This is a genomic window from uncultured Bradyrhizobium sp. (assembly GCF_936928535.1).
In the GTDB taxonomy this organism is placed as follows: Bacteria; Pseudomonadota; Alphaproteobacteria; order Rhizobiales; family Xanthobacteraceae; genus Bradyrhizobium.
Genome location: NZ_CAKZHY010000110.1, coordinates 1 through 11,994, shown reverse-complemented (window position 1 = coordinate 11,994; position 11,994 = coordinate 1). Strand labels below are relative to the sequence as shown.

At 64.6% G+C, this 11,994-nt stretch carries 9 protein-coding genes; 2 read left to right on the top strand and 7 right to left on the bottom strand.

From position 1 onward, the window contains the following. The first annotated feature begins 315 nt into the window (after positions 1–315). Positions 316–1,338 carry an alpha/beta hydrolase gene (locus tag Q0687_RS23230; RefSeq protein WP_298881878.1) on the top strand — a complete coding sequence of 341 codons (1,023 nt, stop codon included), beginning with the start codon at positions 316–318 and terminating at the stop codon, positions 1,336–1,338. Between the two features lie 6 nt (positions 1,339–1,344). On the opposite strand, the gene Q0687_RS23225 is transcribed toward Q0687_RS23230, so the two are convergent. From Q0687_RS23225 to Q0687_RS23195, 7 genes are all read right to left on the bottom strand, one after another. After that, positions 1,345–4,854: a PAS domain-containing hybrid sensor histidine kinase/response regulator gene (locus tag Q0687_RS23225; RefSeq protein WP_298881875.1), complete on the bottom strand. Its 3,510-nt coding sequence runs from the start codon at positions 4,852–4,854 to the stop codon at positions 1,345–1,347. Between the two features lie 261 nt (positions 4,855–5,115). Next, positions 5,116–6,345 carry a 5-aminolevulinate synthase gene (gene hemA, locus Q0687_RS23220; RefSeq protein ID WP_298881872.1) on the bottom strand — a complete coding sequence of 410 codons (1,230 nt, stop codon included), beginning with the start codon at positions 6,343–6,345 and terminating at the stop codon, positions 5,116–5,118. Positions 6,346–6,588: 243 nt separating this feature from the next. Beyond that, the gene (locus Q0687_RS23215; protein ID WP_298881869.1) at positions 6,589–7,650 is read right to left on the bottom strand and encodes an MBL fold metallo-hydrolase; all 1,062 of its coding nucleotides are present in this window, start codon (positions 7,648–7,650) and stop codon (positions 6,589–6,591) included. Positions 7,651–7,865: 215 nt separating this feature from the next. Then, positions 7,866–10,007, bottom strand: a complete 2,142-nt coding sequence (locus tag Q0687_RS23210; protein WP_298881866.1) for a methyl-accepting chemotaxis protein — start codon at positions 10,005–10,007, stop codon at positions 7,866–7,868. Between the two features lie 167 nt (positions 10,008–10,174). Beyond that, positions 10,175–10,897 carry an outer membrane protein gene (locus Q0687_RS23205; protein ID WP_298881864.1) on the bottom strand — a complete coding sequence of 241 codons (723 nt, stop codon included), beginning with the start codon at positions 10,895–10,897 and terminating at the stop codon, positions 10,175–10,177. Positions 10,898–11,122: 225 nt separating this feature from the next. Beyond that, positions 11,123–11,443 carry a hypothetical protein gene (locus Q0687_RS23200; RefSeq protein WP_363323983.1) on the bottom strand — a complete coding sequence of 107 codons (321 nt, stop codon included), beginning with the start codon at positions 11,441–11,443 and terminating at the stop codon, positions 11,123–11,125. A gap of 33 nt (positions 11,444–11,476) precedes the next feature. After that, positions 11,477–11,731, bottom strand: coding sequence for a hypothetical protein (locus Q0687_RS23195; protein WP_298881881.1), 255 nt, complete (start codon positions 11,729–11,731; stop codon positions 11,477–11,479). Here Q0687_RS23195 and Q0687_RS23190 point away from each other — a divergent pair. Next, positions 11,625–11,912, top strand: coding sequence for a hypothetical protein (locus tag Q0687_RS23190; protein WP_298881860.1), 288 nt, complete (start codon positions 11,625–11,627; stop codon positions 11,910–11,912). The genes Q0687_RS23195 and Q0687_RS23190 overlap by 107 nt on opposite strands. Positions 11,913–11,994 lie beyond the last annotated feature (82 nt).

Genomic DNA, 11,994 nt, shown 5'->3' with positions numbered 1-11,994 from the left:
CAAAAGTGTCAACCATGTCTCCGAACAAGTGTAAGCTATGTGTCCGGGCTAAACACTGCGCTCGCAATGACGAGGTCGTGGCAGCAGCGGCTCAGTAAACTCACAAGGGCGTGCGTTGACGCGGGTGTCTAAAGCCCAAACTAGGCCTCCTCGCGGATCCGTGCCCTCGGGTTCCGTGCCTTGCCTCACAACATCTCACAACTCCAAACGGGCGCTCCGGGTAACGGGCTGATAGTCAGTTGCGTAGCGGCAAGGAGCGTCGGAGCCAAACGGCGACCAGGCGCCGCCGAGAACCACCATTAAGGTATCAAGACCATGACACAGATGATCGACCAGCATCGCCGCCAATTCCTCGGCATCGCCGCCGGGACCGTCGCAGCGGGGCTCGGCGTGATCGACCTCGCGCGCGCCGAAACGGCAGCCGCCGCATCGAACGCGTCCTTCGGTCCGATCAAGCAGATCCATGCCGGTGTCCTCGATGTCGGCTACGCGGAAGCTGGTCCTGCGACCGGCCCGGTCGCGATCCTGCTGCACGGCTGGCCTTACGACATTCACAGCTTCGTCGACGTTGCGCCGATCCTGGCGCAGGCCGGCTATCGCGTCATCGTCCCTTACCTGCGCGGCTACGGCTCGACGAACTTCCTGTCCGGCGAGACGCCGCGCAACGGCGAGCCGGGTGCGCTGGCCGCCGACATCATCGCTCTGATGGATGCGCTCGAGATCAAGAAGGCGGTCCTTGCCGGCTTCGACTGGGGCGCGCGCACCTGCGACATCATTGCCGCGCTGTGGCCGGAGCGTTGCCGTGCGCTGGTGTCGGTCAGCGGTTATCTGATCTCCAGCCAGGCTTCGGGAAGCGCGCCGCTGCCGCCGGCAGCGGAGCTGCAATGGTGGTACCAGTTCTATTTCGCGACCGAGCGCGGCCGCACCGGCTATGAGAAGTACACGCATGACTTCGCCAAGCTGATCTGGAAGCTGGCCTCGCCGCAGTGGAAGTTCGACGACGCCACCTTCGATCGCAGCGCGAAAGCCTTCGAGAACAAGGATCACGTCGCGATCTCGATCCACAATTACCGCTGGCGACTCGGGCTCGAGAAGGGCGAGGCGAAGTATGAGGAGATCGAGAAGAAGCTGGCTTCTGCTCCCATCATCAGCGTACCGACGATTACGATGGAGGGCGATGCCAACGGCGCGCCGCACCCCGATCCCAGCGCCTATGCCAAGAGGTTTTCCGGCCGCTACGATTTTCGCCTGATCACCGGCGGCATCGGTCACAATCTGCCGCAGGAAGCGCCGCAGGCCTTTGCCAAGGCCGTGATCGATGCCGACGGCGGCGCCTGAGCTAGCCTATTCCGCCGCCACCATCTGCTGGGTGCGCCATTGCCCGAGCAGGGCGCGCAGCGAGGCCGGCTTCACCGGCTTGTTCAGCACCGCGATCTTCTCGTCGCGCGCTGCGCTCTGCACCGCAGGGCTGCGATCGGCGGTGATCAGGATCGCGGGGATGCCGTCGCCGAAGCGGCGGCGGATGTCGCGGATGGCGGCGATGCCGTTGCCGCGGTCGAGGTGATAGTCGACGAGCAGCCCGGTCACGCGCTTGCCGACAGCCTCGATCGCGCTGATCGCGCCTTCGGGATCGGCGACGGCGATCACCTCGGCGTTCCAGGCTTTCAGCAGCGTCCGCATGCCGTCGAGGATGGCGGCGTCGTTCTCGATGCAGACGATCAGCGCGCCCGAGATCGGCGTGCGGGCCAGCGGCGTTGCGCTTGTTACCGCAGCGGTGAGCGTCACGGCTTTCGCCGTCGGGACCGTCACCGAGAACAGCGAGCCGCCGCTGGCATTGGCGTCGATGGCGATGTCGTGTTTGAGCACGCGCGCCAGCCGCTCGACGATCGAGAGTCCGAGGCCAAGGCCGCGCGCGATCCGCGCACCCTGCTCGAGGCGGTGGAACTCCTTGAAGATCTCACCACGCTTGACCGCGGGAATGCCGACACCAGTGTCGTAGACGTTGATCGTGAGCGAGGCCCCACGGCGGCGGCAGCCGACCAGCACCCGCCCGCGCGGGGTGTATTTGATCGCGTTCGAGATCAGGTTCTGCAACAGCCGCCGCAGCAGCAGCCGGTCCGACTCGACCGGCAGCGAGCAGGGCACGAAGGTGAGATCGAGGCCCTTGGCGCGCGCGATCGGGGCAAACTCGATCTCCAGCGAGCGCATCAGATCGGCCATCTTGAAGCTCGAAATCGAGGTTGCCATTGCGCCGGCATCGAGCCTGGAGATGTCGAGTAGCGCGCCAAGGATCTCCTCGATCGCCTGCAGCGATTCGTCGATATTCTCGACAAGCCGCGTCTCCTCGCCATTGTGCTGGCGCTCGACCAGGCTCGTGACATAGAGCCGCGCTGCGTTCAGCGGCTGGAGAATGTCGTGGCTGGCGGCCGCGAGGAAGCGTGTCTTGGAGATGCTGGCGTCCTCGGCGCTGCTCTTGGCCAGCGCCAGCTCCGAGTTCAGTCGCGTCAGCTCCTCGGTGCGGTCGCGCACGCGCTTCTCAAGCGTTGCATTGGCGCGCTCCAGCGCTTCCGCCGCCTCGAAGGTCGGTGTGACGTCGGTGAACGTGATGACGAAGCCGCCGCCGGGCATGCGATTGGTGAGCACCTCGATCACCATGTGCCGCTCCGGCAGGCGTTCGAGGTAGGGCTCGCTGTCGGTGGTGTAAGCCACGAGCCGCTGCTCGATCATTGCTTCACGATCGGTCTCGCCGGCGGGACCACTCACGCCCATGAATTCCAGGATCTCGCGCAAGGGCGTGCCGAACTGGATGAAATGCGGGGGTACGTTGAGCAGGTCGCCGAACTGCCTGTTGGAGCAGATCAGCTGCAGATCGGCGTCGAACACCGCAATGCCCTGGCGCACATGGTTGAGCGCGGTCTGGAGGATCTCGCGGTTGAAATGCAGCGCCGCATGGGAATCGTCGAGCAGCTTTAGCGCGGCTTTCGCGGACACGGTTCGCTTGCGCAACAGCAGCGACATCACGAGGCGCGACGACGCAGCCCCGATCGAGGAGGCGATCAGGTGCTCGGCGTGCTGCAGCAGCTCGAAATCGGCGGGCGCTCCCGCCTCCAGCCGCATATTGCGCCGAGCCGAGAAGGCTTCGAACGAGTGCTGGGCGCGCTCGGGCCCGAGATATTGCGCGACCGTGGCCTGGATGTCCTGAACCGTGATGGTGGTGCGCCAGCGGCGGAAATTCGGAGCGATCGGGGCGAGCGTGTTGGGCACGAACAGATCGGCCTGCACCAGCTCGATGGAGGAGGGCTGCCGCGCCAGCGACAGCAGCACATAGGTGAGGATGTTGAGCGAGAGCGACCAGACCACGCCATGCATCAGCGGCGACAGGTCGGCGCCGAACAGCGCCTGCGGCCGCAGCGCCTCGATGCCTAAGGGGCCGTGCTGGAGAAGCAACAGGCCTGATGTCGACGTGTCCATGAAGCTCGGCAGGAATAACGTGTAGAACCACACCGCGAAGCCGACCAGCATGCCGCCGATGGCGCCGCGCGCGGTGGCCCGTCGCCACAACAGGCCGCCGAAAAAGGCCGGTGCGAGCTGCGCAATGGCGGCAAAGGACAACAGGCCGATCGCCGCGAGCTGGGCATTGCCGAGCGCGCGATAGTAGAAATAGGCCATCACCATGATGGCGAAGATGGCAAGCCGCCGCGAGCGCAGCAGGAAGTCGCCGAAATCGGTACCGCCGGTGCGGCCCTCGGGCCGCCGTTGCAGCACCAGCGGTACCACGAGATCGTTCGACACCATGATGGAGAGCGCGACGCATTCGACGATCACCATGGCGGTCGCGGCCGACAGGCCGCCGACAAAAACGGCGACGCTGAGAAGTCCCGCGCCGCCCTCCATCGGCAGCGCCAGCACGTACATGTCAGGGTCGACCGCGCCGAACGGGAAGGTGATGAGGCCGGCGAGCGCGATCGGGATCACGAACACGTTGATGGCGACGAGATAGAGCGGGAACAGCCACCGCGCACGGCTGACCTCGGCATCGCTCGAGTTCTCGACGACGCTGACGTGGAACTGGCGCGGCAGCAGCATGATCGCGCACAGCGACAGCAGCGTCATCGTGAGGAAGTTGCCGATCGACGGCGAATAATCGATGGCGCGCACCGCCTCCGGCGTCTTCATCGCGCGCTCGATCAATTCGTGCGGCGAGAACATCCAGAAGGTGACGAAGATGCCGGCTGTGAGGAAGGCAGCCAGCTTGATGGTGGACTCGGTCGCAACCGCCAGCATCAGGCCGTGCTGATGCTCGGTGGCGTCGGTTTGCCGGGTGCCGAACAGCACCGCGAACGCCGCCATCGCCAGCGTCACCATCAGCGCGATGTCGCCGAGGATCGGGATGTGGGAGAACGCCTGGTCCTCGCTCAGGATGACTTCGAGCGAGGAGGCGACCGCCTTGAGCTGCAGGGCGATGTAGGGCACCGAGCCGATGATCGCGATCAGCGCCACCGTTGCCGCCACCGCCTGGCTCTTGCCGTAGCGAGCGCCGATGAAATCCGCGATCGAGGTGATGTTGTGCGCCTTCGCAAGCTGGATCACGCGGCGCAAGACGCCGGCGCCGAGACCGATCATCAGGATCGGGCCGACATAGATCGCAAGGAAGTCGGTCGAGGTGCGGGTGGCAAAGCCGACCGAGCCAAAGAAGGTCCAGGAGGTGCAGTAGATCGCCAGCGACAGCGGATAGATCAGGCCGGACGCACGGCCGGCCTTGGCCTGCGAGCGGCGGTCGCCATGGCTCGCCACCAGGAACAGGAAGCCGATATAGCCGAAGGCGGCAGCAATCACGCCCCAATCGTGCAGCATGGCGAGCGTGCTTCTCCCATGGGCGCTGGACCGCGCCCGCTCTCATTTTCCCAGTAAATCTAGCGCGTTGGCCTGATGGAGGCGACAGCGAAATCGCCGGCGGGGGCGGGAACTGGGGTTGAAGTTAAGGTGTAAGCTCTATCGTCGTCCTGGCGAAAGCCAGTACCCATAGCCACAGGGCGTCGTTAAGGGCACGCCGCGGCCCCAGCGTGCTGCATTAATCGCGGTCGGGGTAATGGGTCCTGGCGCCAGGACGACGGATCACTCCGCCGCCAGCGACTTCTCACTCAGCGGCAGGCCCAGGCGGTCCCACACCTGCAACAGGGCTTCGGCGAGCTGATCGATCAGGCCGTCGTCATGATAGGGCGAGGGCGTGATGCGCAGGCGCTCGCTGCCCTTGGCGACGGTCGGGTAATTGATCGGCTGGATGTAGATACCGTGCTCCTCGAGCAGCATATCCGAGGCCTGCTTGCACTTCTCGGGATCGCCGACGAACAGCGGTACGATGTGGGTTTCGTTCGACATCACCGGGAGGCCTGCGGCGTTGAGGATCGCCTTGACGCGGGCGGCGCGGTCCTGATGGCGCTCGCGCTCCCAGCTCGAGGTCTTCAGGTGTTTGATCGCAGCCGTTGCGGCCGAGCAAATCGCCGGCGGCAGCGCGGTGGTGAAGATGAAGCCCGGCGCGTAGGAGCGCACGGCGTCGATGATGTGGCCGTTGCCGGCGATGTAGCCGCCGAGGCAGCCAAACGCTTTCGCCAGCGTGCCTTCGAGAATGTCGATGCGATGCATGACGCCGTCGCGCTCGGCAATGCCGCCGCCGCGCGGGCCGTACATGCCGACGGCATGGACCTCGTCGACATAAGTCATCGCCTTATACTTCTCGGCGAGATCGCAGATCTTGGCGAGCGGCGCGACGTCGCCGTCCATGGAATAGAGGCTCTCGCAGGCGATCAGCTTCGGCCGGTCAGGCCCTGCAGCCTTCAACTTCGCTTCGAGATCGGCGAGATCGTTGTGGCGGAACACCTGCCGCTCGCAGCCGGACTGGCGGATGCCCTCGATCATCGAATTGTGGTTGAGCTCATCGGAGAGGATGAGACAGTTCGGAATGAGTTTTGCGATGGTGGCGATGCCGGTCTGGTTCGAGACATAGCCCGAGGTGAACAGCAGCGCGGCTTCCTTGCCGTGGAGGTCGGCGAGCTCGGCTTCGAGCTGCACCAGCGGATGATGCGTTCCGGCGATGTTGCGGGTGCCGCCTGCGCCGGTGCCGACGCGGGTCGCGGTCTCGACCATGGCGCCGACCACCTTCGGGTGCTGGCCCATGCCGAGGTAATCGTTGGAGCACCAGATCACGACATCGCGCTTGCCCTTCGGGGAGTGCCAGACCGCGTGCGGGAACCGGCCGGCCGTGCGCTCCAGATCGGCGAACACGCGATAACGGCGCTCGCTATGGAGGCGATCGAGGGCGGAATTGAAGAACTCGGCGTAATCCATCGGTGCAACCTGAGACGGAACTGACCAAAAGGGCGGATATCCTTAGAGCTTTTCCAGCTCTAATGTCTATGCGCTATCCCACATTTGGCGATGGGGGGCATTTGGGCAAAATGCCCTATCGTGCGATCTGAAACTTGATCCCGATCAAGTTCGCGCGAGATATAATGCTGCCCTGCATCATCCGTGCTCCCACACTCGCTGTTGTCCGCCGGAGCTTCGGCCAAGGCGGATGTGGGAGAGAGCTTAGGTCGTCCGGAACTGGAGCACGCCGTCCTTGGTCTCGGCTGTCAGCCGTCCCTCGACGATCATGTAGTTAACGTGGGCGACGAGCTCGCCGGCGGCAAAGCCCATCTGGTGTTCGTCGAGCACGTGCTTGTTGAACACGACAGGCACCAGCGCGCGTGAGGTCTGCGGCACCTCGCGGCAGGCTTCCGCGATCAGGCGGCAACGCTCCTCGTGGTGATCGGCCAGCTGCTTGATGCGGGTCTTGAGCCCGTAGAACGGCACGCCGTGACCGGGCAGCACCAGCAGATCATAGGGCAGGGTGGTGGTGAGGCTCGCGAGCGAAGCCAGATATTCGCCGAGCGAATTCTGGTCGGGCTCGACCGCCCATACGCTGACGTTCGGCGAGATCTTGCTCAGCACCTGGTCGGCCGACAGGAACAACTTGTCGTCGGCGCAATAGAGCATGACCTGGTCGAGCGCATGCCCTCCGCCGGTGATCACCTTGAAGCGGCGCGTGCCGATCACGACTTCGTCGCCATGCGAGATGCGGCGGTAGGACGGCGGCAGCACCGAGACCCGCTTGAGATAATCCTGGCCGCGGCCGAGCAGCTTCTCGGTGAGCGACTCGTCCATGCCATGGCGGCGGAAGAACAGCCGCTGCGCCTCGCGCCGCTCCTCGGTGCCGCGGTTCTGGTGGTAGACCGATTGCAGATACTCCACCTGCGACATCACTAGCGGACAGTTGAACCGCTCGACGATCCAGCCCGCGAGGCCGACATGGTCGGGGTGCGAATGCGTGACGATCAGGCGCGTGATGTGGACGCCCTTGAGCGGGCCCTCGAACAGCTTGGTCCAGGCCTCGATCGTCTCCTCATTGCCGAAGCCGGCATCGACCATCGCATAGCCGTCGCCGTCGGCGAGCAGGTAGATGTTTACATGGTTGAGGCGAAACGGCAGCTTCAGCCGCGCCCACAACACGCCGGGCCGCACTTCCACGATCTCGTCATGGCCGGGATGCTGGTCCCAGGGATAGCGCAGGGCCTCGGCCGAGGACTGCACGGGTTCGATTTTTGCGTTCATGCTATCGGCTTAAACCCAGCGCGGGCGGGGCGCCAGCCGAAAAAGGACGGCCCGTGGTCTCCGCATGGCGGTCATACCGCGTGGTGTTTTTCCGTGTGCCGGTTGGCAGCGCCAAAAACGATGTCATTCCGGGGCGCGCGGAGCGCGAACCCGGAATCCGGCGATTGTAGTGCGAGATTCCGGGTTCGCCTCTTCGAGGCGCCCCGGAATGACAATCAGGCCGCCCGCATGTTGTTGAGGAACGCGTCGATCTCCCCGCGCAGCATGTCGGCTTCGCGGCGGAGCGCATCCGATGCGCTGAGCACCTCGGTGGCCGCAGCGCCGGCCTCGGCCGAAGCCGTGGAGACGCCGACGATGTTGCTGGAGACCTCGCTGGTGCCGCCGGCCGCGTGCTGGATGTTGCGGGCAATCTCGCGGGTCGCAGCACCCTGTTCCTCGACCGCAGCCGCGATCGTGGTGGTGACATCGTTGATCTCGCCGATGATCCGGCCGATGCCTTGGATGGCGCCGACCGCAGATGTCGTGACCTGCTGCATGCTGGCGATCTGGGTGCGGATCTCTTCCGTCGCCTTCGCGGTCTGGCTGGCGAGGCTCTTCACCTCGGAGGCGACCACGGCGAAGCCGCGGCCGGCTTCGCCCGCGCGTGCGGCCTCAATGGTGGCGTTCAGCGCGAGCAGGTTCGTCTGCGACGCAATGGTCTGGATCAGGTCGACCACGACGCTGATGCGGCTGGCGCTGTCGGCAAGGCTCTGCACCGTGGTGTCGGTAGCGCCGGCCTCGTCGACCGCCTTCTTGGCGATCGCAGCCGAGGTGACGACCTGCTTGCTGATCTCCTCGATCGACGAAGACAGCTGCTCGGTGCCCGACGACACGGTCTGCACGTTGACCGAGGTCTCTTCCGCGGCGGAGGCAACCGCGTTGACCAACGCGTTGGACTGGTCGGCGGTGGTCGACATGCTCTGTGCGGTTGCCTGCATCGAATTGGCCGATTGCGCGAGATTGTCGAGCGCGCTGCGCACCGTGCCCTCGAACTCGGCGATCTTCGCTTCCAAATGCGCGGCACGCTCGGCCTTGACGACGCGATCCTTGTCCTGCTCGCTCGAAAGTGCGCGGGCTTCGATCATGCTGTCGCGGAACACCGTCAGCGTTTCCTTCATCGCGCCGATCTCGTCGTCCTGACGCGAGCGGACGATCTCGGTGTCGAGGTCGCCGGCGGAGAGCAGCTGCATGGCGCGCTGAAGCTCGCGGATGCGGCGCAGGATGTTGCGGCCGACATAAAGCCAGACGAACAACGCCGAGCCGATCAGCGTCAGCCCGCCCAGCGCCAGCATCGCGGTGGTGGCGAGCGAGATCTCCTGGCGCGCCCTGAAGGTCGACGCATTGGTCTCCTTCTGCACGCCGTCGACGAGCGCCTGCACGCTGATGCCGAGACCGACATTGAGCTTGCGGGTCTCGTCCAGGATGGTCTGGCCGTAGTCGATGGAGTCGAGCTCCTTCTGGCGGATCTTGAACACGCCGGTCTTGCCCTCGCCGAAGGCGAACAGTTTCTCCACGGCGGTGCGCACGGCCTGCATCGAGGGAATGTTCGGGAGGTCCTCGAGGTTCGACTTGACGCGGTCGCGGGTGGTCTTGAATTCCTTCTCGATGGCTTCGAGCGTATCACTGCTGTTGGCCGAGAGTGCCGCCATCATGTCGGCGGCCATCAGATTGCCATTGGCGGAGATGGTCGAGACCTGGGCGACGGTGCGCGCGGCCTCGGTGGCGTCATCGGCCGACACTTCCGCCGAACCGAGGATCGCGTTCAGGCGTGTCTGTGTATCCAGCATCGCGGGGCCGGCGGCGCCGACGAACGCGATCTGCGCCTTGCGCAGCGCTTCGTACTGCTTCTCGTGCAGCGCGCCGGTGTCGAGCCGTTCGCGCGCCGCCGAGACGAGGCTTTGCGTGGCGTCGTCGATGCTCTTGGCGGTATCGCGCAGTGCATTCGCGGTCTGCTGGTCGGCGCCGAGCTCGATGATCTCGCCGAGCTTGCCCATTGCCTGCTGCTGGATGTCCTTCACGTTCTTGGTGCGATCGTTCAGCGCGTCATCTGTCGGAGATGCGAGCAGGCCGGGGCCTTGTGCTGCGAGCGTCGCGCTTTGCGAGGCGAGTTGAAGGCTGGCGGCGAGGCGCGGGATGTCGCGGCCGCTCAAATCCATCATGGTCGAGCCGAGATGGTTGAACACGAAGCCGGCGCCGGCTGCGATCAGGAGGCCCATGCCCGCGATCACGGCGAACGCCGCGATCAGGCTGCCACGCAATCCCCATTTCGGCATTTTGAAGCGTGGCTTGAAACGGCCCAAGCTCAGACGGATCGCCATCGAAAATTCCCCCAGCACCGATGATCTCTCATTTTCGCTGCGCAGTATCCTCGGCCCGGGTTAAAAAATCGCAAGTTGCACAAATGCTTGGCAGTTCCGCAGGGCGAAAAATGAAAGGGCCGGCAGCGATGCCGGCCCTCGATGGCGATGAGCGTTTTCGCGCGCGATCAGTAGCGTGCGACCACCGGGCTTGCCCAGTTGAAGCGGTAGTTGACGCCGGCCTTGAAGGTGTGGTCGTCGGTGGTGAAGTTGCCGGTGCCGACCAGCGGACCCGCGGTGAAGTGCGCGTCGCCGAAATTGTAATACTGGTACTCGGCCTTGGCCGACCAGTTCGGTGCGAACATGTATTCGAGGCCGGCGCCGACGGTGTAGCCGTTGCTGTGATCGCCGGAGATGATGAAGCCGGTCGGCACGCCGCCAACGGTCACCTTCTCATTGTTGTCGGAATAGGCGTAGCCGCCCTTCACGTAGACCAGGCCCGGGCCCCAAGTGTAGCCGACACGGCCGGTGATCGAGCCGAGGCCGCGCTGGTCGTTGGTGTAGGCCACGCCGCCCGGGAACACCGCGCCGACATTGCCGGAGAGCCAGGAATACTGGGCTTCGGCGCCGACCACGAAGTTCGGGTTGACCTGCCAGTCCGCACCGGCCTGCAGGCCGCCGAGGAAACGGCCGTTGCCGTTGTTGCCGGTGGAGAGGCCGTTGAAATTGTTGTCGCTGGTGAACGCGCCGCCGACATGCGCACCGATGTAGAAGCCGGTCCAGTTGTAGATCGGCGCGGCATAGGCCGGCGCCTTGTTGTAATAGGGGCGCGCGCCGAGATCGGCACCGATCGCGGGCGCAGCCGCGCTCACCACGAGCAGCGCAACGGTCGTAAACAGAATTTTCTTCATAGTCTTGAACTCCAACACTTCATGTCCCCGGCAGGCGCGCAGTCCGCGCCGCGTTGGTTTTGCAGATAGCTCGCTTTTGATGAAAATGCTGTCACATGCGTGGCACATCGGCGCCCAACCTAACTTATTGGGCTGCAATTGATTTTCGTGCTTAATGGCGGCTTAAGAAGTGGTGAAGGAAGGCTTAACTGGCGCACCTTGCGCTAACCCGGTGCGCACGTTCCGTTAACCAAGACGGCGCCGCACCTCGTCGCGCATCTGCGCGCGGAAGGCCGCGCGCTTGGCGGGACGGTCTTCCTCGCGCACGTCATGGCGATCGAAGATGTCGAACTTCTCCATGATCGGATAGCGCTCGCTCGCCATCGCGAGCACGCGCAGCAGCTTGGTCGCAGCCAGCGTCGGGCCGCTCACCTCCCAGCGCCTTATGGTGTCGGCGCCGCCCTTCTCCGGCAGCGCGCATAGTTTGGCCATGTCGGCCGCAGTAAGCTTCCGCTCGATGGCGTCCGAGAGGTCGTTGCGGAGTTGCTTCAGTTCGGGGCCGGTCATGCCATTCGCATCCAGAAAGGTCAGTGCCATGCCCTAGCGCTGATTCGGGTCGATCCGAAGGCGAGGATCGCGCGGCCGGCCTCCGGCACTTTCGCGTGCGCACGGAGTTATGAACGTGTTACTCTGGAAAATCGTCGGCTTCATGAACAGATGGCAGGACAGGCCCACGAAGGGATCGGCGATGACTTCAATCAAATTCACCATTGCGGCGCTCGTCAGCGTCGGGCTGGCGGCGGCGCCTTTCGCAGCCGAAGCGAAGAAGCACAGATCCAGCAGCCACCACAGCACGAGCGTGCTGGCTCCAACTTACGGCAGCCCGGGAGTGACCGCGGCCCAGCCGCGACCGTCTTACGGGTCGTCAGGACAAACGGTCGGCACAGTCACGGCGCCATCGATCGGAACGTACAGTTGGCCGTCGGTCGGCGTCACCAATGCCGTCCCGACCTGGAGCAATACCAATCCCAAGTGAAAGGCGCGCGCAGTCGTTAATGGGCGGCTAGGGTTCAGACTCAATTGATCCAATAGGCGACAATGGCGGCGATGTGGACCGC